Annotated in this window: 26 protein-coding genes, 2 pseudogenes and 1 other annotated feature; of the genes and pseudogenes, 17 read left to right on the top strand and 11 right to left on the bottom strand. The window is 69.1% G+C overall.

The genetic code is table 11. The annotated features are described in order from the left end of the window. Positions 1-3: 3 nt before the first annotated feature. The 3 genes from EFK10_RS02705 (at position 4) to EFK10_RS02695 (ending at position 2,677) form a co-directional block, all read left to right on the top strand. Positions 4-1,209 (top strand): MFS transporter, encoded by a 1,206-nt coding sequence (locus tag EFK10_RS02705; protein WP_164835794.1) that lies wholly within the window; start codon positions 4-6, stop codon positions 1,207-1,209. 329 nt (positions 1,210-1,538) lie between these two features. Continuing rightward, entirely contained in the window at positions 1,539-1,943 is a 405-nt protein-coding gene (locus EFK10_RS02700) for a hypothetical protein (RefSeq protein WP_240676941.1), read from the top strand. A 50-nt stretch (positions 1,944-1,993) separates the two neighbouring features. Next, positions 1,994-2,677 (top strand): haloacid dehalogenase type II, encoded by a 684-nt coding sequence (locus tag EFK10_RS02695; protein ID WP_127354167.1) that lies wholly within the window; start codon positions 1,994-1,996, stop codon positions 2,675-2,677. A gap of 101 nt (positions 2,678-2,778) precedes the next feature. Here the strand turns inward: EFK10_RS02695 and EFK10_RS02690 are convergent, their stop codons facing one another. The 3 genes from EFK10_RS02690 to EFK10_RS02680 all read right to left on the bottom strand — a co-directional run bounded on the left by EFK10_RS02690 (position 2,779) and on the right by EFK10_RS02680 (position 4,341). Next, positions 2,779-3,027 (bottom strand): hypothetical protein, encoded by a 249-nt coding sequence (locus tag EFK10_RS02690; RefSeq protein ID WP_127354166.1) that lies wholly within the window; start codon positions 3,025-3,027, stop codon positions 2,779-2,781. 256 nt (positions 3,028-3,283) lie between these two features. Next, positions 3,284-3,751: a PPOX class F420-dependent oxidoreductase gene (locus EFK10_RS02685; RefSeq protein ID WP_240676940.1), complete on the bottom strand. Its 468-nt coding sequence runs from the start codon at positions 3,749-3,751 to the stop codon at positions 3,284-3,286. After that, complete coding sequence (locus tag EFK10_RS02680; protein ID WP_127354165.1) at positions 3,748-4,341, bottom strand: dihydrofolate reductase family protein; 594 nt, start codon at positions 4,339-4,341, stop codon at positions 3,748-3,750. Before EFK10_RS02680 ends, EFK10_RS02685 begins: the two co-directional genes overlap by 4 nt. A gap of 91 nt (positions 4,342-4,432) precedes the next feature. Here EFK10_RS02680 and EFK10_RS02675 point away from each other — a divergent pair, with 91 nt between their 5' ends. Next, complete coding sequence (locus EFK10_RS02675; RefSeq protein ID WP_127354164.1) at positions 4,433-4,885, top strand: winged helix-turn-helix transcriptional regulator; 453 nt, start codon at positions 4,433-4,435, stop codon at positions 4,883-4,885. Between the two features lie 460 nt (positions 4,886-5,345). Here the strand turns inward: EFK10_RS02675 and EFK10_RS02670 are convergent, their stop codons facing one another. Further along, entirely contained in the window at positions 5,346-6,347 is a 1,002-nt protein-coding gene (locus EFK10_RS02670; protein ID WP_127354163.1) for a hypothetical protein, read from the bottom strand. A 188-nt stretch (positions 6,348-6,535) separates the two neighbouring features. After that, positions 6,536-7,348: a CpaF/VirB11 family protein gene (locus tag EFK10_RS02665; RefSeq protein WP_240676939.1), complete on the bottom strand. Its 813-nt coding sequence runs from the start codon at positions 7,346-7,348 to the stop codon at positions 6,536-6,538. 131 nt (positions 7,349-7,479) lie between these two features. On the opposite strand from EFK10_RS02665, the gene EFK10_RS02660 reads away from it, so the two are divergent. Beyond that, complete coding sequence (locus EFK10_RS02660) at positions 7,480-8,277, top strand: alpha/beta hydrolase family protein (protein WP_127354162.1); 798 nt, start codon at positions 7,480-7,482, stop codon at positions 8,275-8,277. A gap of 89 nt (positions 8,278-8,366) precedes the next feature. Next, a complete protein-coding gene (locus EFK10_RS02655) occupies positions 8,367-8,786 on the top strand; it encodes a COG3415 family protein (protein WP_240676938.1) in 420 nt (139 codons plus the stop codon). Here the strand turns inward: EFK10_RS02655 and EFK10_RS02650 are convergent. Further along, a protein-coding gene (locus EFK10_RS02650) for an IS3 family transposase (RefSeq protein ID WP_127354161.1) occupies positions 8,729-9,909 on the bottom strand; the annotation gives its coding sequence in 2 pieces (ribosomal slippage) (positions 8,729-9,645 and positions 9,645-9,909; 1,182 coding nt in all). The genes EFK10_RS02655 and EFK10_RS02650 overlap by 58 nt on opposite strands. A gap of 1,015 nt (positions 9,910-10,924) precedes the next feature. Between EFK10_RS02650 and EFK10_RS02645 the strand changes: the two genes are divergently transcribed. The 3 genes from EFK10_RS02645 (at position 10,925) to EFK10_RS02635 (ending at position 12,139) form a co-directional block, all read left to right on the top strand. Then, positions 10,925-11,440, top strand: coding sequence for a hypothetical protein (locus tag EFK10_RS02645; protein ID WP_127354160.1), 516 nt, complete (start codon positions 10,925-10,927; stop codon positions 11,438-11,440). Between the two features lie 67 nt (positions 11,441-11,507). Continuing rightward, positions 11,508-11,783 (top strand): hypothetical protein, encoded by a 276-nt coding sequence (locus tag EFK10_RS02640; protein WP_127354159.1) that lies wholly within the window; start codon positions 11,508-11,510, stop codon positions 11,781-11,783. Between the two features lie 110 nt (positions 11,784-11,893). Beyond that, positions 11,894-12,139 (top strand): hypothetical protein, encoded by a 246-nt coding sequence (locus EFK10_RS02635; protein WP_127354158.1) that lies wholly within the window; start codon positions 11,894-11,896, stop codon positions 12,137-12,139. Between the two features lie 224 nt (positions 12,140-12,363). Here the strand turns inward: EFK10_RS02635 and EFK10_RS02630 are convergent, their stop codons facing one another. Then, on the bottom strand, positions 12,364-12,843 hold the full coding sequence (locus tag EFK10_RS02630; protein WP_206305279.1) for a hypothetical protein: 480 nt from the start codon (positions 12,841-12,843) through the stop codon (positions 12,364-12,366). Positions 12,844-13,734: 891 nt separating this feature from the next. On the opposite strand from EFK10_RS02630, the gene EFK10_RS02625 reads away from it, so the two are divergent. The 4 genes and pseudogenes from EFK10_RS02625 to EFK10_RS49395 form a co-directional block, all read left to right on the top strand. After that, positions 13,735-14,832 carry an integrase core domain-containing protein gene (locus EFK10_RS02625; protein ID WP_127354157.1) on the top strand — a complete coding sequence of 366 codons (1,098 nt, stop codon included), beginning with the start codon at positions 13,735-13,737 and terminating at the stop codon, positions 14,830-14,832. Positions 14,833-15,124: 292 nt separating this feature from the next. Further along, on the top strand, positions 15,125-16,636 hold the full coding sequence (locus EFK10_RS02620) for a carotenoid oxygenase family protein (RefSeq protein WP_127354156.1): 1,512 nt from the start codon (positions 15,125-15,127) through the stop codon (positions 16,634-16,636). 656 nt (positions 16,637-17,292) lie between these two features. Further along, on the top strand, positions 17,293-17,493 hold the full coding sequence (locus tag EFK10_RS02615; protein ID WP_127354155.1) for a hypothetical protein: 201 nt from the start codon (positions 17,293-17,295) through the stop codon (positions 17,491-17,493). 79 nt (positions 17,494-17,572) lie between these two features. Next, a pseudogene (locus tag EFK10_RS49395) lies at positions 17,573-17,806 on the top strand (helix-turn-helix domain-containing protein); the annotation flags it as partial. A gap of 45 nt (positions 17,807-17,851) precedes the next feature. On the opposite strand, the gene EFK10_RS46915 reads toward EFK10_RS49395, so the two are convergent. Beyond that, positions 17,852-18,130 (bottom strand): alpha/beta hydrolase family protein, encoded by a 279-nt coding sequence (locus EFK10_RS46915; RefSeq protein ID WP_164835792.1) that lies wholly within the window; start codon positions 18,128-18,130, stop codon positions 17,852-17,854. Between the two features lie 246 nt (positions 18,131-18,376). Between EFK10_RS46915 and EFK10_RS02605 the strand changes: the two genes are divergently transcribed. The 3 genes and pseudogenes from EFK10_RS02605 to EFK10_RS02595 all read left to right on the top strand — a co-directional run. After that, entirely contained in the window at positions 18,377-18,811 is a 435-nt protein-coding gene (locus tag EFK10_RS02605) for a phage holin family protein (RefSeq protein WP_127354154.1), read from the top strand. Further along, entirely contained in the window at positions 18,808-19,095 is a 288-nt protein-coding gene (locus tag EFK10_RS02600; RefSeq protein WP_127354153.1) for a DUF3618 domain-containing protein, read from the top strand. Before EFK10_RS02605 ends, EFK10_RS02600 begins: the two co-directional genes overlap by 4 nt. 196 nt (positions 19,096-19,291) lie before the next feature. Further along, positions 19,292-19,891 (top strand): annotated as a pseudogene (locus tag EFK10_RS02595) (SDR family NAD(P)-dependent oxidoreductase); the annotation flags it as partial. Between the two features lie 183 nt (positions 19,892-20,074). On the opposite strand, the gene EFK10_RS02590 reads toward EFK10_RS02595, so the two are convergent. Further along, a complete protein-coding gene (locus EFK10_RS02590) occupies positions 20,075-21,316 on the bottom strand; it encodes a cytochrome P450 family protein (protein ID WP_127354175.1) in 1,242 nt (413 codons plus the stop codon). A gap of 81 nt (positions 21,317-21,397) precedes the next feature. Here EFK10_RS02590 and EFK10_RS02585 point away from each other — a divergent pair, with 81 nt between their 5' ends. Further along, positions 21,398-22,630, top strand: a complete 1,233-nt coding sequence (locus EFK10_RS02585) for an FAD-dependent oxidoreductase (protein WP_127354152.1) — start codon at positions 21,398-21,400, stop codon at positions 22,628-22,630. Here EFK10_RS02585 and EFK10_RS02580 read toward each other — a convergent pair. Both EFK10_RS02580 and EFK10_RS02575 read right to left on the bottom strand, forming a co-directional pair. Continuing rightward, positions 22,539-23,039 (bottom strand): DUF2399 domain-containing protein, encoded by a 501-nt coding sequence (locus tag EFK10_RS02580; protein WP_127354151.1) that lies wholly within the window; start codon positions 23,037-23,039, stop codon positions 22,539-22,541. The genes EFK10_RS02585 and EFK10_RS02580 overlap by 92 nt on opposite strands. Next, positions 22,947-23,075, bottom strand: a sequence feature (AL1L pseudoknot). Its footprint overlaps the gene before it by 93 nt. Continuing rightward, entirely contained in the window at positions 23,036-23,353 is a 318-nt protein-coding gene (locus EFK10_RS02575; RefSeq protein WP_164835793.1) for a transposase, read from the bottom strand. Its footprint overlaps the feature before it by 40 nt. The genes EFK10_RS02580 and EFK10_RS02575 overlap by 4 nt, the downstream gene beginning before the upstream one ends. Between the last annotated feature and the right edge of the window lie 126 nt (positions 23,354-23,479).

Raw genomic sequence — 23,479 nt, 5'->3', positions numbered from 1 at the left:
GGGGTGACGCCGCGGCTTGCCGGGCGGGGTGCGTTCGCAGCGGTGATCGTCGTGTTCCTGGCTGTGGTGAGCCAGACCGCGATCCCCTCGCCGTTCTACCCGCTCTACGCCCGCCAGTTCCACCTTGCGCCGGTGGCGACCACGGTCGTGTTCGCCGCGTACGTGGTCGGGATCGTGGTGACGCTGCTGACCGTCGGGGCGCTGTCGGACTACGTCGGCCGTCGGCCGGTGCTGCTGGCCGGGTGCCTGTGCGGGATTGCGGCGCTGGTGATGTTCCTGGGCGCGGACGGGTTCACCGGCCTGGTGGCCGCCCGGGTGCTGCAGGGGGTGAGCATCGGGACCAGCAACGCCGCGCTGGCGGCCGCGCTGGTCGATGCCGCCCCGGCAGGCAACACGCGCCTGGCATCGGTGCTGGCCGGTGCGCTGCCGCCGGCCGCGCTGGCGCTCGGCGCGCTGCTGGGCGGGATCGCGATCGAGGTCGCCGCGCGCCCGGCCGGGCTGGCGTACGGGATCAGCATCGCTGCAGTTCTTTGCGCGACGGTGCTGACGCTCCTGCTGCCGGAAAAGCACCCCCGCCGTTCCGGCGCTGTGGCCTCGCTGCGCCCGCGGATGGGGGTACCGCGCGGTACCCGGCGGGCGTTCACCGCGGTGGTCGGCTCCCTGATCGCGGGGTGGGCGATGGCCGGCCTGTATCTGGCGCTGATGCCGAGCGTGCTCGCAGCCGCCTGGCCGCAGGCGGCACCGCTGGCCCGGGAACTGCCGCTGTCTGCATTCCTGTCCTTCGCGGCCCTGGCCGGAGCGGTGCTGATCCGGATGCGGGAGCACACGGCGATCATCATCGCCCTGCCCGCGCTGATCATCGGCGCCGGTGTCGCGGGGTGGGCCATCGTCCTTCCCACCGTCCCGACGACCTTGCTGGCGGCCGGAACGGTGATCGCAGGGTTCGGGTTCGGCGGGACCTTCCAGGCGTCGCTGCGACACCTGGTCGCGGCGACCGAGCCCGGTGCGCTGGCGACGGTGATGGCGGCGGCTTTGACGATCGCGTTCCTCGCCTTCGGGCTGCCGGCCGTCGCCGCCGGGGCCCTGGTCCCCGCGGTCGGCGTCTCGAACGTCGCGGTCGGGTATGCCGGCTTCGTGTTCCTCGTCGCGATCGTCGCGACGGCCGTGTACCTGGCCGCACACCAGACCGGCCGCACGCGCAGAACCTGACCCCGACAGCACCAGTACCAGCGCAGCATGCCCGGCGAGTCCTCGCCCAGTACGCCGAGCACGACAACTCCGGACGGCCGCACCGGGCCCTGGACCTGCGTGCTCCTGCCGATAACCCGGACGTCATCCCCTTCCCCGCGCAGCGGGGACAGCGCCATGACGTCCTCGGCGGACTGATCCACGAGTACCGCACGCCGCCTGACCAAGATCACGCCGGTCCGCCGAACCCCCAGCTCAGCGCACGTACGAGACTTTTGGCACCCAACAGGTCGGCGATCTGACCGGACTGGGATTGTTCACCCACGTGGCCCTGTACCAGGCGGGAGATCGTGGTTCGCGCCATCCTCGGCGAGCCGGGACCCGACGCGGACTACCGCGCTCTGCCCCGGGTGACCTTCACCGACCCCGAAGTCGGTTCCGTGGGCCTGAGTGAGCAGGCCGCCCGGGAGCAGGGTCTGCGCGTACAAACCGGCACTACTCAGCTTCCCTCCTCCACCTGCGGCTGGATCCACAAGGCAGGCAACGAGGGCCTGATCAAACTGGTCGAGGAAGCCGACCGCGGCGTGCTGGTCGGCGCCACCTCCACCGGGCCGGTCGGCGGCGAGGTCCTCTACGGCCTCGCGGTCGCGATCCAGGCCGAGGTGCCCATCGAGCGGCTGCGGCACATGATCTACGCGTACCCGACCTTCCACCGGGCAGTGGAAGCTACTCTCACCGACCTGCGCAGAACCTGATCCCGCCGCGAGCCACTCTGCCAGCGGCAACAACCAAGGAGCTAGAGACCATGCATGCGCCAGTACGCCTGGTTGTTTTCGACGTCAACGAGACCCTGAGCGACCTCTCCCCGTTGCGCGGCCGGTTCGAGGAGGTGGGCGCGCCCGGCCACCTGCTGGCGACCTGGTTCGCCGGTGTGCTGCGTGACGGACTGGCCCTGACCGCAGCCGGCGCCTACGCGGACTTCCGCGACGTAGCCGAGGCCGGGCTGCGCGGCCTGCTGCCCGGCCTGAACGGCTGGAACGGCGACCTCGACCACGCGGTGACCCACATCCTGGACGGCTTCAGCAACCTGGACGTACACCCCGACGTCCCCCACGGCGTCGAGCAGTTGCATGCCGCCGGTCTGCGCCTGGCCACCTTGACCAACGGCGCCACCGCCACCACCGAGCGCCTGCTGGCCCGAGCCGGACTCCTCGAACACTTCGAGACTCTGCTGGACGTGAGTACCGTACGGGCGTGGAAGCCAGCGGCAGCGGCCTACCGCTACGCCACCGACCAGTTGACCGCCGACCCCGCCGAGACCCTGCTGGTTGCCGTCCATCCCTGGGACATCGACGGAGCGCGCCGCGCAGGCCTGCAGGCAGCATGGCTGCAACGTGGCGCACCCCCCTACCCGCGGGTGATGACCGCACCCACTCACACTGCGCACGACCTGCGGGAGCTGGCCGACGTTCTCACCCGGTCACAGTGAACTCACCATCTGCCGGGTGCCCGCGGGTGTCAGGAGCAGCCCGCCCGGGTCCCGGCATGGAGTAGGTCTCGCGGCGTGACTGGCTTGTGCTGGTGGTCAGATCAGATGGCGCAGTGGACGGGGCGGGGAAGGCTGCCGTCGGCGAGGCGGACGGTGAAGAACCGCTCGGTCACCAGTTGTTTGCCCACGTCCAGTGGGGTTCCGACGGGGGCGAGGTGCATGTCCGGGCTGGTGGCCGTGTCGGCGGCGGCGGGGTGCCAGTGCAGGCCGTCGGCGGTGACGGTCAGTTCGGGAATGCTGGAGTCCTCGCCGATCTCCACGCCGGTCTGGGAGAAGCCGCGGCGCAGCAAAGGGCGTACGGCGAAGTGGTCGGCAGGCAGGCCGAGTCCGGCCAGGAGCCGGGGACACCGCTGGGATCTCGGGCGTGTTCTCCTGCGTTTGGGTCAGGGCGACGCGGGGTGGCAGCCCGAGGTCGAGCAGGTGGCGGATGCCGTCCAGGGTGCGTTGCCACGAGCCTGGACCACTGTTGGGATGTGGCGAGCCGGCGCGGCATCCGCCTGGAGGTTCGACCAAGCGGATGCTCGCGGCGCCATGCGTCGAGGTGCCTCAGCCTATGCTCTGCCGGTCGGGTCCGATGAGCGCGACGACCCGCTCCTTGTCGCGCGTGTAGGGGCCGCCGGTGTACTTCGTCGAGATCCGGTCGATGATCTCCCAGGCGGCGTCGCCTTCGAGCCACTCGATGACGCGGCCGCGGACGATGACCGGCTGGAACGGGTTGTCGGCTGGTGTCAGGGAGAGCGCGACCCGTGGGTCGCGGCGCAGGTTGCGGGCCTTGCGGGTGCCCGGGCCGGTGAGGATCGCGACGTGGTCGCCGTGCGTGCCGATCCAGACAGGGACGGAGTGGGGGGCGCCGTCGGGCAGGGCGCTGGCAAGGTGGGCGATCGAGGTGCCGTCGAGCACGCGGCGCACGTTGGGGTCGAGCATCGTGGTCATCTCCTGGTGTGGGCTCTGGGTGGGCTTGTGACGGTGGTGGTTGTCGGCGAGCGACGCGGCTTCGCCGGTGACGAGGGTCATCGCTCGACCTCGTAGTGGAGGTGGGTGACGCCGGGCGCCGGGACGGCTTCGACGAGGCGGAGGCGCACGTGCTCGGGGAGCGACTGGAAGAATGGCCGACCGCCGCCGAGCAGGACCGGCACCTGGTGGAGGACCACCTCGTCGACGAGTCCCGCCTTGAGCGCCTCGGTCACGACGCCGCCGCCCATGAGGCCGACGTCCTTGTCGCCGGCGGCCTCGCGGGCCGCCGCGACCGCGTCCTCGATGCCGGTGGTGACAAGGGTCTGCCGCTCGGTCATCTCCGGCGCCGGCCGGTGGCTGAGGACGAACAGCCGGGCCGTCGGGTGAGGGCCGCCGCCGCCAAAATGGTCGGAGTCCTCATAAGTGTTGCGTCCCGCCACGACGGCGCCCACGCGTGCGGCGAGGGCGTCGAAGACCGGGGCGCTGGGCTCGCTCAGCCTGAACCCGTCGAACACCTGGCTGGGCGTGTCGCCGTCGAAGTACCAGTCGAAGAGCATCGTCCCGTCGCCGAGTCCGCGACCGGCGCCGGGCTCGCGGCCGGTGATGTACCCGTCGACCGACACCGCATGGGCGCTCAAGACCTTGCTCATGTCCGTGATCCCTCCTGGGGTTCCTTAAAGAGACTCTATGACCGTAGCAGTCGAAGTTCCCTTAGGGAACCCACATCGCTAGACTGGTTCCATGCAGCGCACGAACTTCGACGGGATGGCGTGCTCGATCGCACGTACGCTCGACGTCATCGGGGAGCCCTGGTCACCGCTGGTCCTGCGTGACGTGTGGGTCGGGCTCACCCGGTTCGACCAGATCCAGGCCGACCTCGGGATCTCGCGCAAGGTCCTGACCGAGCGGCTGAACCACCTCGTCGACCAAGGCGTGCTCGAGCGCCATCCCTACGACCGGCGACCGCGCTACGAGTACCACCTGACGGAGAAGGGCGCCGAGCTGGTCGACCTGCTCATGGTCATGACCGGCTGGGGAGACAAATGGCTCGCGGGCGAGGCCGGCCCACCAGTGCTCTACCGCCACCACGCGTGCGGCCAGGTCAGCAGCGTCGACCTGCGTTGCTCCCACTGCGGCGAGCCGATGCACGCGAACGACGTCGACGCACTCCCGGGCCCCGGTTCAGCCGTGTGACCCAGACGGGCACGGAGTTCTTTGGGGGCGGCCTTGAGCGCCCAGGGCGCCCCCGACCGCCGTGGCGCGTCCCCCACCCAAGCCCGACGCGCCGAACGTCAGACCACCGACCACCACACGCGACCCGCACCCGCCCGGTCAAACGAGGGACCCCGTCGCGGCCGCATCGCACGAACCCCCACCCTCCCAGTGCCACGGTCAGGTGGTCGCCGCGGGCCACAACCCCGTCACCGCCGTGCCCGTCGTCGACCGGTCACAGGACTGACGACGTCGCTCATCGCATGCGCTGCGAGACGACCAGCACTCACATCCGGCAGCACCCATCCGAGGTCATGCATGTACAGCCGCCATGATGGCAGCACAGGTCCCGGTGATCACTGAGCGTCACACCTCCGTGATCACCGGGGCCTGTGCCCGCGTTACGGCCGGTGCTCCCCACGCCGCCAATCTGCGCGAGTTCTTACAGCGTTGAGTACACCCGAGCGATCACAGGCGGGTGCTCGTAGGATTCCGGGCAGCGGTAGATCTGCAATTCTTCGTCTCCCAGGTCCACCGTGGTCTGACTGCCCGCCGGCGGGTAGCACCTCCGGTCATCAGCATCGGCGTCCTCAACCGGGCGCCAGCCGCCCGCGTTGTGCCCGTTCCATTCAGCGAGGCCAACGGTGAACAGGGGCTCGGCCACCGCGCCGCATCCGCAACGCGGTGGGTCGGCGGAGTCTCTCTCATCCGATGGGACAACACCCCAGCCGCCGACCTTCCAGCCCGGAGCCACCGCAAACTCGTTGTACCGGTGGCCGGTGTCCTCCTGCCACGCCCGCACACGCGCGCCCACTGCAGCGGGCAGCTGGTTGACCGCCGGATACTCCGTCACCTGTTCCGGATGCAGGACGCAGGGGGCGGGCCAATAGTCCTCCAGCTCGATCACAGCCGGCTCCGGCGGTGGCGAAAGGACCGCAGTGACCTGGTCGGCACAGCGCCAACGCACGCGGACGGCCGGGATATCGTCGTCGTGGTCCATGAACGGGCACCACAAGATCTGCAGCAGGTCCGCGCCATCGGGGCAGGGCAGACCGGGGACGTCCCGGGCGTAGAGCTGAGCCACGGGCAGCAGCGGCACCGGATCCGTATAGGGGCTGTCGATCTTCTTCGGTCCGCTCCGGTCGAAGACCGCCCGTTCCTCGGGCGTGGGCGGCTCATCCTCCGGCCGTGACCACCGGGCGACCGAGATATGATGCGAGGCACGCACCGCCTCCAACTCCACCACCTCGTACAACTCGTGCGACCGTGTGCAGGTCGGCCACGGCTCGTCCTGCGGCCACAGCAGCGGGCCACCCACCGAACTGTCCTCAACCGTGGGCGAACCCGACCGTGGATGCAGCCGAGTGACACTCCTGGCCATCATGGCCAGCTCCGGGAACACCGCGGTCACATCCAAGGGGCGCGGCGGCGTCGTACGCGTCATGGCTTCCCCTCTCACATGGCTTGGTCAGGCCATCGAAGCACGCGGCACTGACAGACTGCCCTCCTTTCCCGGCAGGAGGAAGCCCACGCGAAGCCCCGCCCGTGGGCCGGCCATCCGGTGACAACACCCCCGCCCTTATGACGACGTCGTGTCTCGCCCCACCGACACGCAAGCCCGCGGGTTGTTGGTCAGCCAGCGGCGGTCGAAGCTCGCCTTGTCTTCAAGGTCGTCGATGAAGGACGGCATGTTCTTGTAGATCGCGCGCGGTTCTGTCCGTTCGCCTGCGTCGCCAGGGGCGAACAGCTCGGTGATGGTAGCCGGCCGCCCTCCCCGACGACGTCGTGGACTTCGTAGATATGGCTGACGTACCGGTGCTTGCGGCCGCCGTACTTGAGGTCGCTCCAGTCGTACTTCAGGTACACCACGACGTCGATCGAGGACGCGATGAGGTGGTGGGCGGCGCTGTCGGCCATGCCGACCTCGGTGCACAGCTGCACCAGGCGGCTGATGATGGCATGCGGGCGGCGTACGTGCATGGTGCACATCGACCCGGAGCCACCGGCGGACATCGCCTGCAGCATCGGCACGATCTCGGTGCTGCGGACCTCGCCGACGATCACGCGGGTCGCGTTGTAGCGCAGCGCGGTGGCGAACATGTCGGAGATGGTGACCTCGCCGGCGAGCCGGTTGTCGCCGGTCCGCTCGCCGTTGGACTGCCGCGCCTCGAATGCAAAGGTGACCGGCCCGGGCTTGGGGCCCGGCTCGTCCAGGTAGAGCTCGCGGTCCGATTGCAAGGTGACGAGGCGTTCTTCTTCGGGGATCTCCCGGCCGAGGGCACGCAGCATGGACGTCTTGCCAGCGCCCATGTCGCCGACGACCAGCAGGTTCAGACGGGCCTGGACGCAGGCCCGCAGGAAGAATTCGATCATCGGGTTGACGGTGCCCCAGTGCACCAGCTCCTCCATGCCGGTGTCGCGCAGCCGGTGCTTTCGGATCACCACGGAGGGCCGGGTGGTCAGCAGGGACGCGGTATCCCGGGGGTTCCACTCGCCTACAGCCTGTTCCTCAAGCCCGGTTTCGCTGGTGGCGATAACCGGTTCCCGGCATGCGGCCGCAGACCTACCGTGGCCGCATGCACTCACCGATCACGGGCACGGCCGCCGGCGTGCCGTTCACCGCGTTGCCGCCGGCCGACGACGGCGCCGCGGCGCTGATCGTCACCTGGCACATGCTGGACGCGCCGAGGTCGAACGCCGCGTTCGCTGCCGCGTTGCCGATGAACGACCTGCCCGCGTGGCGGGTGCACCTCGGCATGCCGATGTGCGGGGCGCGCATGGTCGACGGCAGCATGGCAGCCGGCTTGGAGTTGATCCGCAAGGACGTCCTGATGTCCGCTCTGTACCCGTTCGTCCGACAGGCGACCGAGGAGTTCCCGGCCGCGCTGGCGTCGATCCGTGCGCAGCTGCCGGTCGATGGCGGCCCGATCGGCGTGCTGGGCGGCTCGGTGGGCGGGGCCGTCGCGCTGCGGATCCTTGCCGACACCGAGATTCCGGTCTTCGCCGGCGCCGTCGTCAACGCCGCCATCCGGATGCGGTCCGTCGTCGACCTGTTCCCGGGCGACTACCGGTATGACGCCGAGTCCGAGAAGGCCGTCGACAGCCTGGATTTCGTCGCTAAGGCGGGCGTCATCGCCGGTCGCTCGCCGCTGCTGGTCGTCAGCGGCGAGCTGGATCACCCGGCGCTGCGTGCCGACGCGTTGCACCTCGTCGACGCATTAGGGGAACGGTCCGAACTGCTGTCGATTCCTGGGTTGGCGCATCCGCTCGCCGACGAGCCCGGCATCGAGCCCGCGCCGCAGCTGCCACTGGCCCGCGAGGTGGACGCCGGCCTGACCACGTGGTTCCGACGCCATCTCGCGGATGCAGGCTAGTAGTGTGTCGCTGCTTAGCTATGGCATATCTGGTTGGGAGGTTAGTGCCTGGCAGATTCCTTCCCCTTTCGCCAGACAGGACTGTTGTCGTGGGTTCGCAGAAGAAGTGGCCGGTCAGGTTGACCGTGCAGGACCGCGAGGAGTTGGTCCGGGTGACCACGACGGGTGTTCGTGGGGCCTCGATGATCATGCGTGCGCGGGTGCTGCTCGCGCTGGACACCTCGGTGGGTGAGGTGGATTCCAAGGAGGTGATCGCGGCCCGGCTCGGCGTCTCCGGTGAGACGTTACGGCTGGTCGCCAAGCGTTTCGCCGAGACCGGTGGCGATGTTCACGCCACGATCGCTCGGAAGAAGCGCGATCTGCCGCCGGTGCCCTCGCCGGTGACCGGTGAGGTCGAAGCCCGGCTGATTGAGGGGCCTCGCGTTTTTCGGACAGGGTCTGGCCGATCAATTCATGCCGTGAGTCGCAATTCCTGGAACTCGGCGTGCACTTCGCCCGGGGGGCGGTAACCCACTGCCGAGTGCAGACGTTTGCGATTGTACCAGAATTCTATGTACCGGGTGATGTCCCTTCGGGCATCCTCGCGGGTGGGATAACTCACGCGCGACACCCGTTCGTTCTTCAGGGCACCGAAGAATGATTCCGCCATGGCGTTGTCGAAACAGATCCCGGTACGCCCGGCCGACCGCCGGAGTCCGAGTCCCTTGAGTACGTCCGCGTACTCGGCTGACATGTAGTTGCTGCCGCGGTCCGAGTGAAATATCGAGCCTGCAGCCAACTTACGGTTGCGAGCTGCGTTTTGAATGGCCCGTGATATCAACGGCGTCTGGTAGTGGTCGTCCATCGCATACCCGATGACCTCCTTGGTGCAGCAGTCGATAACCGTTGCCAAATAGAACCAGCCCTCGCCGGTCTTGACGTAAGTAATATCGCCGACCAGCTTTTCTCCTGGCGCCTTGGCGGTGAAGTCGCGACCGACAAGGTCGGGCAATGTGCCGGCCGCGGCCTGCGTGAGCGACCACCGCTTCGGCTTGGGCTGGCAGGGCACCAGGCCCAGGGATCGCATGAGCTGGCGCACCAGCTCCAGGCCGGTGGTAACGCCCCAGCGGGCCAGCTGAGCATGGATGCGCCGGTAGCCGTACGTGCTGTCGGACATTTCGAATGCCTTCTTGATGAGCAACTTCAGTTCATCGCGTCGCTTTGCCGTCGCAGAATCGGACCGGGCACGCCAGTCGTAATAGCCGGATTTGGACACGTCGAGTCGCTGGCACATGAACTCGACGGGATAGGCGTACTCCTCGGTGACGAGTCGCATCGTCTCGATGAACTCGTACTTGCTGGCTACCGGGAATCCTTCGCGAAGTACGCTGCGGCTTTTTTCAGGAAGGCGTTTTCCATCTCAAGTTCGCGGACAAGCCGTTCCGCTTCCTTCAGGCGGGCGCGTTCGTCGAGGGTCAACGGCGCGCCGGCCGACGGCTCGTTGCGATTTTCGTGCTTCTTCACCCAGCCACGGAGAGTTTCCGGGTTGAGGTCCAGTTCTCGGGCCGTCTCCGAGATGGTCTTGCTTGAGCGGAGCGCGATCTGGACCGCTTCCGCTTTGAACTCCGGAGAATACTTGCTGGGTGGTGCCACGTCGTGCCTCTCGTTTCCTTTACGAAGAGATCCTATTGGATCCCTGTCCGGAAACCTGGGGGCACCTCAGTGGCCGCTGCCGCCGGATGTCGAACTGACCCTTTGGCCGGACGACCCATTCGGATTCGAGGAGAGCACCGAAGCCGCCGTGGACGCGATGGTAGAGGTCCTCGGACCGCTTTCCTTGGACATCGACTGGGAGTGTCCGCTGCGTGGGCTCCCAGATCCCAAGCTATGCGGAGTTCAGTTGTGCCTGAACAGCGTATGGACAGAACAGTGCTCGGAACCTGCAATCGGTTCGTTCACGGTGTACCTGTCGATCGGTGATCGGACTGGGAACCGCGCCGTCGTAGATGCGTGGATACGTGACTCCCGGCTCCGGCTCGGACCGCCGCTCCTGGGTTGGTAGACGGGCCGTCCATAGCTGACGCCGCCGACGCGAACGGCCACCCGACGTGGCACACCGGCCCCCGCGCCATCCGCGCATGGTCATCCGCCACGTTGCCCAGGCCAGTTGGAGCGCCGCCCCTGGACAGTCACCGTCGACAGCCAGCCCCAGGAGTACCCGCCCCTGTGCCCGGCTCACCTGGCCCGAACGCGTCCGGATGCTCGCTCTGACCGTCCACCGCGCCAGGCACTGACCACCCCACCGGGGCCCGGCCATCCGGGCGCCGGCCCCAGGCGACGGCTGCCCGCCCGAGGCACCCTGTGCGGCTTCTGTGCGGCCCAGGAGGACCACACCGGGCGGGAGGGGAGTCGGAACTCCACCACGGCCTGCACACGGGCTGTCAGAGCCAGCCCCCGGGAAGGCCGGCCACCCACCGGAGCGCCCCGCCGGCCCGGCGTCCCAACCCACCACTTCTACGACGACCCCGTGCCTGATGACCGCCCGCAGGCAAACACGCAGGTGAGGGGTTGTCACCACCCCCCCCGAACGAGTATAATTAATGATGTCGGTTCAGGGTGGCGGCAATCACCCCGGACCGGCTCCAACCCACCAACCCAAGGAGCAGGCGTGGACGCCACGAACACCGACCGGGCCCGCTGGGGAGCGGCTGCCCTGGACACGTTCGCCCGCAACGCCAAGGAGTTCCCCCCGATCACCGCCGAGGGCACCGCCAGCCTGGCCCGCCTCGCCGCCGAGCAGCACGCGCAGGCCGCAGGTAGCAACCCTGTGAGCGAGCAGGCCGAGACCGACATCATCGAAGCCCGCTGCCTGATCGCCGATGTAGTGACGGACGTCCTGCACCACATGGACGGAGCCGAGCCCGCCCACACACTGATCGGCGCGGCCTATCACGTGTACCAACTCCGGACCGGCGAGATCACCGGCGCCGTCGCCATGGTCGCCGACGACGACCAGACCGGCGACGCAGTCGAGTTCCTCGCCGCCCTCTGCCACGCCGCCGTCACGTACGACGACAACCCTCTCGACATGCTCGCGCGCGGACTCCGCGACTTCGAGGAAGAGGCCGAAGCCGAGCGCGTCACCCCCGTCCGCGAGGCGCGCAGGGCGCGCCTCGCAGCCTGATCACCCCCACGGTGTGGCGCGGGCGGCAACCCGCGCCACACCCCCAACCCACCACGGAGGAACGTTCATGGACTTCCATACGCACCCACGCGGCCACGTCGTCAAGCCCGACGGACAGGACCGCCACGGCAAACCGCGCTACAAGACGCAGGTCAAGAACGTGAAGGTGGGGGACGTCCTGGCCGGATTCGGCAAGGTCCTCCAATGGCAGGAGACCGAGCCGCAGAAGGGCTGGCGCATGTTCCGCATGGTCACCGAGCACCCCGTCGAGTGGCCCACGCGCACCAACATCCACTCCATGCCCGAGTACATGTACTACGGCATCACCTCTCTGGCCGACTGATCTTCCGCCCTGGTGTGGCGCGGGCGGCAACCCGCGCCACACCGCCCCAACCCACCACCCGCGCGGGGCAGTCGGCCTACCGGCCGCTCCGCCACACCGAAGGAGTCTCCATGACGCGCGGTGAATCCAACCCGCCCGCGCTGGCGGAGCAGCACGCCGGCGTCCCCCCGATCGGCCCCGTCCCGGACCTGTCCGACGTGACGGGCATCCCCGACGGGCCAGCGCCCGTCGCCGACCCGCTCCGCGACATCAGCGCATGGGACGGGCCCGACATGGATGCCCACTTCGTGGCCACCGCCCGCAAGTCCGCCAACGAGGCCGCCCGAATCGCCGGGCGGATTCAGGTAATCGGGTAGGGCCGGCCGGCTTGGCCGGCCCTACCCTTTCCCTTCGGCCGTTGTCGACCGCCGTCAACCCCCAGAGGCCGACTGAACAGCCCGACAGACCTCAGCGACCGCCCTGCCTGTAGTTCGGGACGAAGAGGTGGACACAGCAGCCCCGTCTCTGTCTGGAGCTGCACCTTGGAAGCAGCGGCCGCGACCAACAGCCTGCCTAACCGCCGTTGGGTGCGGTTCGATGGTCATTCAATCTCAAGGGGACCGATGCCCAGGTCCTCACGCATAAGGCCGCGCATCCGGGACATGGCCGTGCGACGTTCTGCGATCAGGGGCGCGTCCTCAGCGGAGCCGACAGCCACCCCCCGGGCATAGGCGTCGCGTATCCGGCGCAGGCTGTGAAACGCCTCATTCCCGGCCGCCACAACCTGCGGCGGGCCCACGAGCCAGAGACGTTCGCTCGCCGTATACATGCCGGTTCCGCGGAAGGCTTCCCGCACGGCCGCGTCACGCGCCGACTCGGACATGTGATCGCCCAATGCGACGGCCCGTATCTCCTCACCTGCTGCTTTGAGCGCGGAGACGAACTCCGTGTACACCTCGCGCCGCAATTCCAGCGCGTGCCGGCTCTCCTCGCGCCGCCACCGGTTATGGTCGGCGATCAGGGTGGCGGTGATGCCGATCACGGCACCGGTCAGTGTGGAGAGCAGGGGCATCCAGTCCATGCGCCGCAGCTTGCCTGAATCGATGCGGCACCACAGTGGCTTTCGCCGCCCTGGCCGGCCCGAAGCCAGACGCCGGTTCCGGGTCAGTCAACCTCGGGAGCAGGCGCGACGCCGATGGGCCAGGACTGGCCGCAGTTAATACCCGTGATCTCGTACGCGCGCATCTCCGCGGACACGACCAAAGATGCCCAAGGAGTCGAGGACCAGCACAAGATCAACGGCCGGACCGCTGCCCGTATCGGCTGCAAGGTCGTCGCCGAGATCACCGACAGAGATCTGTCCGCAGCGGTCGCGAGCGGAGCGCGGCATCCCAGTCGGCGGGACGCGCCGCAGCGGGCCGATGGAGCGCCGGGTCTTCCGGTCGGCTCGACGCCTGCGCCGCCGCCTACCGGCTGCGCAGCTGGCACCGCTACACCGACTTCCGTGGCAAGCACGCCGTACAGGTCAACAAGATCCGTACCCACCTGGACGGCGATCGCGGACGCTACTACCCCGCCGCACACGGCCCGCGCGGCAGCGTGCTGAATCCCGGGCCCTACAGCCACTGCGTGGTGGACCGGGACACCCAACACACCGTTTATGAAGCCGTGTCGCCCCGCATCGCCCGGCAATGGATCGAGGAACACGAAGCGGTGAGGAGCGATACCACTGGTCAGCCGCATTTCGGTGTTGCTTCCCCCGGGATAAGAGAGTAGAATTACTAGAGTCGGTAAGGGGAGCGGCAACTCTCCCGGACCGGCAACTCCAACCCACCACCCGCGGGCCGGCGGCCCAACCGTGCCCTTGCCGAATACCTCATCCATGCAGATGGGAGCGGGTTTCGGCGCCACTCGTGTGGGCTCGAGCCGCCGCTATCGCGCGGCGGCGGTGGGCGCGGCATGATGATCGGTCGTGCTGCTGAGACTGGCGTACCTGGGCATAGCGAACGCGTTCGCGATGCTGCGACTGCTGCCGATGAGCGACCGTGAGAAAGATGTCGAGATCCTGGCCTTGCGCCATCAGATCGGGGTTCTGGAGCGGCAGCTGAACGGGCAGCAGGTTCGATTCCACGCGAGCGACCGGGCGTTCCTGGCGTCGCTCCTCCATGGCCTGCCACGGGAGGTGCTGCGCCGGATGCGGCTGCTGGTACAGCCGGACACGGTGCTGCGCTGGCACCGCAACGTCATCGCCCGCCGACACGCCGCCCAGTCCAAGCCGAAGCGCGGAGGCCGGCCCCGCACCGTGCACTCGATCCGCGCACTGGTTTTGCGCCTGGCCAGGGAAAATCCAAGTTGGGGCTACCGGCGCCTGCACGGTGAACTGCTCGTGCTCGGGGTGAAGGTGGCCGCATCCACGGTCTGGGAAATCCTAAAAGAGGCCGGTATCGACCCGGCGCCCGAGCGGGCCTCCAGCACCTGGGCAGACTTCCTGCGCTCCCAGGCCGACGCGCTCCTGGCGTGCGACTTCTTCGAGACCGTCACCCTGTCCGGGACCCGCTTGTACGTGTTCGCCGCGATCGAGCACGCGAACCGCCGGATCCGGATCCTGGGCACGACCGCGCATCCGACCGCGTCCTGGGTGGTCCAGGCCGCGAAGAATCTTGTCATGGACCTCGAGGACGCCGGCTGCCGGGCTCGCTATCTGATCAGGGACCGGGACGCGAAGTTCCCGCAGTTGTTCGACGAGGTGCTCAAGGACGCGGGTATCGAGGTGGTGCTCAGCGGCGTCCGGATGCCGCGAATGAACTCGATCATGGAGCGGTGGGTGCAGACCTGCAGGCGAGAGCTGCTGAACCGCACATTGATCTGGAACCAACGCCATCTCCTGCACGCCCTACGCGAGTTCGAGACGTTCTATAACGAGCACAGGCCGCACCAAGGCCTTGCGAATGCCCGCCCCCTCCACCCGCTGCCCGATCCGATCCAGAACCCGGACCGGATCGCCCATCTGGACATACGACGGCGAGCGCGACTTGGCGGCACCCTCCACGAGTACCAACATGCGGCCTGACCAGCATGGATGAGGTATTCGGCAAGCGCAAGGCTGCTGAATTCGGCGATTCACGGGCGATGACCCGCACTGGCCAACTTCTACGAATGTCGGGACCCCGAGCATGCTCACCAGTGATTCCAGGGACATCGACTGCGGCGCCCCCAGGCATCGGGGATGTCCCCGTGGGGTTGTCCCCACCCTGATGTGGGTGCAGGCCTCAATGACCCGGACGCCGTGACGAGGGAGGGTCGTTGACGGCGCCGCGACCGCGGCGACCGGACCCGAACAGCGGAAGACGGGGATTCGGACCATGACCGATTACACGCGACGGACCATGCTACGCGGCACCGCGCTGGCGGCGGTCGGCGGATTCACCGTACTGCACGGCAGGCTGCCGGGCGGCGGCAGCCCCGGCACGGGCCCCGCCCAGGCGGCCGCCACGAGCACGACGATCGACCGGTACCCCTTCTTGAACGGCGCCTTCGCGCCGGCTACCGAGGAGGTGACCGCCTTCGACCTGCCGGTGACCGGCCGTATCCCGGCAGAGCTGGACGGCCGCTATCTGCGCAACAGCCCCAACGTGCTCGGGCTGGAGGACCCGCGGGCCCATCACTGGATGCTCGGCGAGGGCATGGTGCACGGGGTGCGGCTCAGGGAGGGCCGCGCGGAGTGGTACCGCAACCGGTGGATCAGGTCGTCGGGCGTGGCCGCCAAGCTGGGCGAGCCGTACCCGTGGCCGGTGCCGGACGACGACTTCGCGAACAACACCCACGTGATCCCGTACAAGGGGCGGGTGCTCGCGCTCCAGGAGAGCGGCCCGCTGCCGTACGAACTCGACGAGGAGCTGAACACCGTCGCCCCCTTCGACTTCGGCGGCTCGCTCAGCGGCGCCTTCACCGCGCACACGAAATACGACGAGCAGGCCGACGAGCTGCACGCGATCGCCTACTACCCGACCTGGGACCACGTGCGGCACCTGCTGGTGGACCGCAGCGGCAAGGTCGTGCGGACCACCCGTCTCCCGGTCGCCGACAGCCCGATGATGCACGACTTCGCGCTCACCGAGCGGCATGTGGTCGTCTTCGACATGCCGGTCACCTTCGACCCCGCGGCGGGAACGCCGGTGCCGTACATCTGGAACGACCGGCACCCTGCCCGGGTGGGCGTGATGCCCCGGGCGGGCGGCCCCGTCCGGTGGTTCGAGGCGGACCCCGGCACCTTCTACTCGCACACCCTCAACGCCTACGACGACGGCCACTCGGTGGTGGTGGACTTCACCAGCTTCCCGGCACCCTTCTACGTGGCGGGCCGCGGCTGCGACGGCCCGTCGAGCCTCGGCGCCCCGCGGCTGGACCGCTGGACGATCGACCTGGCGCACGGCCGGGTGCGCACCCAGCGGATCGACGACCGCCCCCAGGAGTTCCCCCGGATCGCGGAGAACCTGGTCTCCAGGCGGCACCGGTACGGGTACGCCGCGACGGCCGCCGCGATGTGGACGGCGTACGAGACGGTCGACGGCGTGCCGCCGGACGCCGCCTTCAGCAACGCCCTGATCAAGCACGACCTGCTGCGGGGCACGTCGCAGGTGCACCGCTTCCCGAAGAATTCACCGGCGAGCGAGGCGGTCTTCGTGCCCGCCCACGAGAACGCGAAGGCCGAGGACGATGGCTACGCCCTGGCCTACGTCCACAATCCCGACCGAGGCGCCGCCGATCTGGTCATCCTGTCCGCCCAGGACTTCACCGGCGCGCCGCTGGCCCGGATCCACCTCCCCGGCCCGGTCCCGCTCGGCTTCCACGGGAGTTGGATCCCCGGGACCTGAGCGGTGGGCCCGCAGCCCATCCCAGAACGCTGGTCCCCTGCGCTGATCCATCACAGCCTGGCACCGCGTTAGACACCGGGTCTGGGCGCCTGACGTCGATTGCTCAAGGAAGACCGGCGGCAACCGGTGCTCACGGAGGCCGGATTCTCACGTTTCGGCAGGAGGCAGCGCCCACGAAGTCGCGGACCTTACAGATGGCGCGATCGAGGTGTAACCGCGCCCGGGCCGAAGGCACAGCCAGCTCCCCCAGTCCAAGACATGCTCTGTGTCGAGGTCGGTGGTGCGACAACCGTTGAGGAATTCCAGCGGCTGGCTCTTTGGCCGGACGGCCCAAGGTCCCGCAGCGTTCGCGGGCACTTGTCGCGGTCATAGCCCGAGGAGCGGCGCGAGCGTCGCGGCTGTTGCAGCGCAGGACAGGCGCCGTGAGGCGCGGTGGATCGAGGGGGGTGCAAGACCTTTTCGCCAGGCTGTCACAACAGCCTGGTTCGCCTGACTCTCCCGGACGGGCGCTTTAGTTGACGGATGTGAGCGTCATGGTTGGCGGACGGGGGTAGCGTCCGTTTGGCGCGGCTGATCTGGTTTCTGGCAAGGCAAGTTGACCAGTCCCAGCAGGGCAGCGCTCCCTCAAGCAAAGGGAAGAGCGGAGGAGATGAGCTATGAACAGTACGTTCAGGCGGTGCGGAATCGCCCTGGGAGCGGCGGCCCTGGTGACCGCCACCGTGTCGTCGGCATCCCAGGCGTTCGCGGCCGCCTCGCCGGACAGCCCACGCGTCACGGTGGTCAGCGTGCCTGCGGCGCCTAATGGCAACACCGACCCGTACGGCAACACCGACCCGTACGGCACCTTGACCTGGTGACGGCAAACGTACTCTAGGTCTCGTAAGCGCGCCCGCCGCCAACTGGAGTGCTCATCCGGCTCTCAGGGCCGTTTCCGGGGTGTGGGCAGGTGGGCCGCTGCTGCGTGGCTGGCGCGAGTGGCGCCGCGTCAGCCAACTCGAACTCGCGCTCCGGGCGGACAGCTCCGCCCGCCGCATCCGCTTCATCGAGATTCGTCGCTCCAGGCCCAGCCGGCCCATGGTCCTGCGTCTCACTGAGCGCCTCGACGTCCCCGTCCGGAGCGCAGGTGCTCCTCCCACTTCCAGACCTTCGCCCGCGGCTGGAGTTCGTCGGCCCCGTCCACGCGCAGCGGCATCAAAGCTCGCTCGAACGAGGCGATCAGATCGTCGTAGGCGACGCGCAGTGCGCTGCTGGCGGCCCGGTCGACGGTGAACTCCCGGTCGGGAACGATCTCCAGCCCAGAAGGTCGGGCAGCTGCGTGGCGAGGTACTGGCGCAGGCGGTCGACAGCTACCGGGACGTCGTCCTGACCGCGTCGGGCGTGCTCGGCCTGGGGCACACGAACCCACCAGGCGTAATACGGGACACCGTCCTCGGAGGAGTCGTCGTCGCAGCACGCCTCGTACACGCAGCCCAGCGAGGCGGCCAACTCCGTCATCGGCTGCCTCGTGCGCCCGGCCAGCTCCGGCTCCGCCCCAGCGCGCCGCTGCGGGTCGTCAACGCTGATCCGCCACACCACCCACTGACCCGGCCGGCCTGGCCGCGGTGTGGCTGCGGAGTCCGGCCGCGGATCGCGAATCCGGCGATCCTGCTGGGCCTGGGGTACGCAACCTGGCAGGACGAACGGTAGGCCGTCCGTGCCGGGGTAGGCGCGCCACAGGACATCACGGAAAGGTGAGCGACGATGACGAACGCAACGTTGACGAACGGCTCGCACCGCAGCCCCGCCGCACCCAGCGAGGAGCCGATCGGCGCCCTGGTCTCGCGGGCGTCGCAGCAGCTCTCCCAACTGGTACGTGACGAGATACGGCTGGCCCAGGCGGAGATGACCGAGAAGGGCAAACGGTTCGGCATCGGCGGCGGCCTGTTCGGCGGCGCCGGCACCATGGCGTTCGTCGCCCTGCAGGCCCTGGCGGCCGCGGCGATCGCCGCCCTGACCCTCGTACTGCCGCTGTGGGCGTCCGCACTGATCATCACTGGCGTCCTGCTCGTCATCGCCGCGGTACTCGCGGCGGCGGGCAGGAAGCAGATCGGCCAGGCCACCCCGCCCGCGCCCGCGCAGGCCATCCACGGCGTCAAGGCCGACATGGCCGAGATCAAGGAGAAGGCGAAGCGATGACCGACAGCCGCAAGGAATCCAGGCCGGCTCCCACCGCGCAGGAGCTGCGCGCGCGGGCCGAAATCACCCGCGAGCAACTCGGGGAAACGGTGGAGGCACTGGCGGCCAAGGCCGACGTGAAGGCCCGCGTCCACAACAAGGCGGCCGCCGCCAAGCACCAGGTGAGCGAGAAGGCCGCCCCGGTGCGGGACACCGTGCTCCGCAACCGCACCCTGCTCCTGGCCGCCGCCGGCGCGGCCGGTGCCCTCCTGGTGTTTCTGGCCGTGCGCCGTACCCAGAGGTGATCCCGTGAACGCCACGAAAACCGCCTAGCGGCCGCTCGGACTGTCCTCGGAGCCGCCAGCGGTGAACGGACTCCTTTTTCCCATTGGCGCGGCCCCCAAGTCGTCCGTGCCCCCTGTGGTTGCGGGGGCCGTCGGCCGGCTCAAGGATGGCTTAGGGGAAGCGGCACCCTGCCTTCTGGCCTTCTGGAGGACCGGCATGGCTACCGACAGTCGGGCGCTACGGTGCCTGGTGACCGGGGCGACCGGCTACATCGGGGGCAGGCTGGCGCCCGAACTGCTGGCGGCGGGACATTCCGTACGGTGTCTGGCCCGTTCACCCGGCAAGTTGCGCGACCATTTGTGGGCCGGACGGGTGGAGGTCGTACGCGGGGACGTGACAGACCGGGACTCCGTCAGGGCGGCGCTGGAGGGCACAGACGTCGCGTACTACCTGGTGCATGCGCTGGGCAGCGGGTCCGGCTTCGAGGAGGCCGACCGCCGCGCGGCCGGGCTGTTCGGCGAGGCGGCTCGCGCTGCCGGGGTCCGCCGGATCGTCTATCTCGGCGGTTTGACCCCGGAAGGGGTGCCCGAGCGTGAGCTGTCACCGCATCTGCGGTCCCGGGCGGAAGTGGGCCGCATCCTCATGGCCTCGGGGGTGCCGACCGCCGCGCTGCGGGCCGCTGTGATCATCGGTTCGGGCTCGGCGTCGTTCGAGATGCTGCGCTATCTGACCGAGCGACTACCGGCCATGGTGACGCCGAGCTGGGTGAGCACGCGGACACAGCCGATCGCCGTGCGCGATGTGCTCCGCCTCCTCCACCCTTGGAGCGCCCAGCGATCCGCTGCCGACGAGCGGGATGCCGAACTGTCCAGGAATTCCTGGATTTCAAGCATCGACCACAGCGGCTCGTCCTCCACCTTGCGGTCGCGGTGTTCGGCGGTGCGGTCGAGGTAGCCGGGGATGAATCGGCAAGACTTTCGACAGCGGTTGTCGTCCGGATCAAGCCGGAGAGGCTCGGCGTGGACCGTGGGGGGTGAAGGTGACGGGCAGGTGCTTGGGGCCGCGCAGACCGCCGGGCCTCCATCGCAGCTCGCTGGGCGGCACAGCCAGGGTGAGGCCGGGAAGCCGGCGCAGGACGGTGCCGATGGCGACCTGACCCTCCAACCGGGCCAGCGGCGCCCCCAGGCAGTAGTGGATGCCGTGCCCGAACCCGAGGTGGGCGTTGTCCCGCCTGGTGATGTCCAGGCGGTCGGGGTCGGGGAACTGCGCCGGATCACGGTCGGCGATGGCGGAGGCGATCAGCACGGTCGCGCCGCGCGGGATGGTCACGCCCGCGATGGTGACGTCCTCGCGCGCGAACCGGGCGATGCCGGGGTTGACCGGTCCGTCGTAGCGGAGGAACTCCTCGATCGCGTCCGGCAGCAGCGCCGGATCGTCCCGCAGCATCTGCAGCTGGTCGGGATGCGCGAGCAGCGCGGCGATGCCGCCGCCGATCAGGTTGACGGTGGTGACGTATCCGGCGACCAGCAGCAGGAAGGCCATGGCGATCAGCTCGACCTCGTCCAGTCGCTGCTCCTGATCCCGCGCGGCGATTAGCGCACTGAGCAGGTCGTTCCCTGGCCGGGCTTGTTTGGCCTCGAGCAGCTTGGTCAGGTACAAGCGCATGTGCTGCCACGCCGCGTCCACCACGGCCGGGTCCGGCAGCTCCGCTCGTCGCAGGATCATGTCGTCGGTCCACCGCTGGAAGTCGTGACGGTCCTGCACGGGCACTCCTAGCAGTTCGCTGATCACGGTGACCGGAAGAGGCAGTGCGAAGTCCTCGACGAGGTCGGCGCGGCCGAGGGGCACGACCGCGTCGAGCAGTCGGTCGGTGACCGCCTGGACGCGGGGCCGCAGCTCGGCCACCCTCCGCGCGGTGAACGTCTTCGAGACCAGGCGGCGCAGGCGGGTGTGATCGGGCGGGTCGCAACGGAGCATGTTGCGCAGCATGGACTCGCGTTCCGTCGCGGGCAGCTGTCGCATGAGCCGGGTATCAGACGCGTCGTGGATGTCGCTGCTCAGCCGCGGGTCGGACAGGGCCGAGAGGCCGTCCTCGTACCGCGTGACCAGCCAGGCTTCCAGGCCGCCGACGATGACGGCGCGCCGCACGGGGCCGGCCTTGCGCAGCTGCCGGTAGAGCGGGAAGGGGTCCGCCACGAAGCCCGGGTCAGCGTAGGGCAAAAGGACCGGCTGCCGGCTCATCATGCCTCCTGGAGTGCGTCTCATGCGGTTATATGTCCCAGTGTGGCCGATTTCGGGATTTCACCGGAGGGAGCGGGTGCGATGGAGCGGACCACGTGCTGTGTGGTGGGCGGCGGCCCCGCCGGAATGGTCCTCGGCCTGCTGCTGGCCCGGGCCGGCGTTAAGGTCACAGTCCTGGAGAAACACGGCGACTTCCTGCGCGACTTCCGCGGCGACACCGTCCATCCGTCCACCCTGGCGCTGCTGGACGAGCTGGGCCTGGCCGCGCGGTTCGCCCGTCTGCCGCAGCGGCGGGTGACGACGGTCCAGCTGCCGCTCGGCCCGGACCGTTCGCTGGTCACCGTCGCAGACATCGGCGCCCTGCGGGACACGTACAACTACATCGCGATGGTGCCCCAGCGGGACCTGCTCAACCTCCTGGCGGACGAGGCCCGGCGGGAGCCGTTCTTCTCGGTACGGATGAGTACCGAGGCCACCTCCTTCCTGGTGGAGCGCGGACGGGTCACCGGGGTGCGCTACCGCACGTCCGACGGCCGTACCGGTGAGCTGCGGGCCACCCTGACAGTGGCCTGCGACGGCCGGGGCTCGCTGGCGCGGTCGCTGCCCGAACTGGGACTGCGCAGGTTCACCTGCCCGATGGACGCCTGGTGGTTCCGGCTGCCACGGCGGGAAGGTGACCCGCGCGGGCTCGTGGGAGGCGTCGGCGACCGGTTCCTCACCGCCATGATCGACCGCGGGGACTACTGGCAGTGCGCCGCGCTGATCCCCAAGGGAACCGACAGCCGGCGCCGCGCCGCCGGTCTCGAGCGGTTCATGGCCGATTTCACGGCGGCCGTCCCGTGGCTCGAGGACCGGGAGCACGCGCTGCGGTCCTGGGACGAGGTGAAGCTGCTCGACGTACGGCTCGACCGTCTCAGGCGCTGGCACCGCCCGGGGCTGCTGTGCATCGGCGACGCGGCGCACGCGATGTCGCCGGTCTTCGGCATCGGCATCAACCTCGCAGTCGAAGACGCCGTGGCCGCCGCCCGGTATCTCGTCCAGCCGCTGCGCGGGGGTGCGGTCGGCCTGCAGGACGTACGCGCCGTCCAGCGCCGCCGGTGGCCCACCACGGCCCTGACGCAGGCGCTGCAGCGGATCGCTCATGCTCGGGTCATCGAACCCGTGCTGGCCGGACGCCCGCCCTTCGGCGACCCGCGGCGGGCGCAGCGGATGTCCGAACTGCTCACCACCTCGCGGTGGCTGAACCGGGTGCCGGCGTACTTTCTCGCCTACGGCGCCGTACGCGAGCGTCCGCCGACCGCGTCGGTGCGGTGAGCCGCAGCGCAGTGCATGGACCACTTCTCGCGTCGATCGTGCACCTCCCCCGCCTGGCGGTGTCGGGGATCTGGCTGGTGTTCAGCTCGATGGCGCCACTGGGAAGGTTAGCCAGGGCCTGCCGATAGTCGTGGCTGCTCATGCGCCACGGCCAGGCGGTGGGGGCGGCGGCCAGGACGGCGCGGACGTGGCGCAGTCCGGCCGGGTCGAAGTCGGCGCGCACCGCCAGGGGTCCAGCCTTGGGCTGCGAGCTCAGCTCCTGATCGCGCAGGCTGCGGGCCGATGGCGGGCGGGAGGCGGCGGCGTAGTAGGTGCTCGGCGCGATCTCGGCGTCGGTGTCCTTCAACGCCTCGCAGATCGGCTGGACGCCGAACTCCCCTTTGTGCTGGTCGATGTAGGCGACCTTCATCGCAGTGGACGGTCCAGCTCCGCCGCGAAGAAAGCCGACGCGGAGTTCAGGATCGCGTTCGCCCGCCTCAGCTCCTTGACCTCACGTTCCAGCTCGGCGATCCGGGTCGCGTCCTGGCTGGTGGTCCCGGGCCGTACACCCTCGTCGGTCTCGGCCCGCTTGACCCAGGTCCGCAGGGCCTCGGGATGGACATCGAGCTGGTCGGCGATGCGCCGGACCGCACCGGTCCGTGCCGCAGGGTCCTTCCGGGCCTCGACAGCCAACCGCGTCGCACGCTCGCGCAACTCATCGGGGTACTTACGGGGAGCAGCCATGATCGGCATCCTTCCGGGTCTTCGACGTCTCCATCAAACCCGGGGCGGTTCATGGAGATGTCGAACGGCTTGCCAGATGCTTTCAGCTGGTCCATCGGGCTCCTCCCAGAGCTCTGGTTGACCGAA

It is taken from the genome of Streptomyces soli (genome assembly GCF_003999195.1).
GTDB lineage: Bacteria > Actinomycetota > Actinomycetes > Streptomycetales > Streptomycetaceae > Actinacidiphila > Actinacidiphila soli.
The sequence above is the reverse complement of the archived record's forward strand: the minus strand, read 5'-3'. Positions and strand labels throughout refer to the sequence as shown.

Bases quoted from the DNA above. Each gene is read 5' to 3' on its own strand.
- EFK10_RS02695 (WP_127354167.1), top strand. From the start codon at position 1,994: ATGCATGCGCCAGTACGCCTGGTTGTTTTCGACGTCAACGAGACCCTG.
- EFK10_RS02685 (WP_240676940.1), bottom strand. From the start codon at position 3,751: ATGACCCTCGTCACCGGCGAAGCCGCGTCGCTCGCCGACAACCACCAC.
- EFK10_RS02680 (WP_127354165.1), bottom strand. From the start codon at position 4,341: ATGAGCAAGGTCTTGAGCGCCCATGCGGTGTCGGTCGACGGGTACATC.
- EFK10_RS02675 (WP_127354164.1), top strand. From the start codon at position 4,433: ATGCAGCGCACGAACTTCGACGGGATGGCGTGCTCGATCGCACGTACG.
- EFK10_RS02670 (WP_127354163.1), bottom strand. From the start codon at position 6,347: ATGACGCGTACGACGCCGCCGCGCCCCTTGGATGTGACCGCGGTGTTC.
- EFK10_RS02660 (WP_127354162.1), top strand. From the start codon at position 7,480: ATGCACTCACCGATCACGGGCACGGCCGCCGGCGTGCCGTTCACCGCG.
- EFK10_RS02640 (WP_127354159.1), top strand. From the start codon at position 11,508: ATGGACTTCCATACGCACCCACGCGGCCACGTCGTCAAGCCCGACGGA.
- EFK10_RS02635 (WP_127354158.1), top strand. From the start codon at position 11,894: ATGACGCGCGGTGAATCCAACCCGCCCGCGCTGGCGGAGCAGCACGCC.
- EFK10_RS02630 (WP_206305279.1), bottom strand. From the start codon at position 12,843: ATGGACTGGATGCCCCTGCTCTCCACACTGACCGGTGCCGTGATCGGC.
- EFK10_RS02620 (WP_127354156.1), top strand. From the start codon at position 15,125: ATGACCGATTACACGCGACGGACCATGCTACGCGGCACCGCGCTGGCG.
- EFK10_RS02615 (WP_127354155.1), top strand. From the start codon at position 17,293: ATGAACAGTACGTTCAGGCGGTGCGGAATCGCCCTGGGAGCGGCGGCC.
- EFK10_RS46915 (WP_164835792.1), bottom strand. From the start codon at position 18,130: ATGACGGAGTTGGCCGCCTCGCTGGGCTGCGTGTACGAGGCGTGCTGC.
- EFK10_RS02605 (WP_127354154.1), top strand. From the start codon at position 18,377: ATGACGAACGCAACGTTGACGAACGGCTCGCACCGCAGCCCCGCCGCA.
- EFK10_RS02600 (WP_127354153.1), top strand. From the start codon at position 18,808: ATGACCGACAGCCGCAAGGAATCCAGGCCGGCTCCCACCGCGCAGGAG.
- EFK10_RS02590 (WP_127354175.1), bottom strand. From the start codon at position 21,316: ATGAGCCGGCAGCCGGTCCTTTTGCCCTACGCTGACCCGGGCTTCGTG.
- EFK10_RS02585 (WP_127354152.1), top strand. From the start codon at position 21,398: ATGGAGCGGACCACGTGCTGTGTGGTGGGCGGCGGCCCCGCCGGAATG.
- EFK10_RS02580 (WP_127354151.1), bottom strand. From the start codon at position 23,039: ATGAAGGTCGCCTACATCGACCAGCACAAAGGGGAGTTCGGCGTCCAG.
- EFK10_RS02575 (WP_164835793.1), bottom strand. From the start codon at position 23,353: ATGGCTGCTCCCCGTAAGTACCCCGATGAGTTGCGCGAGCGTGCGACG.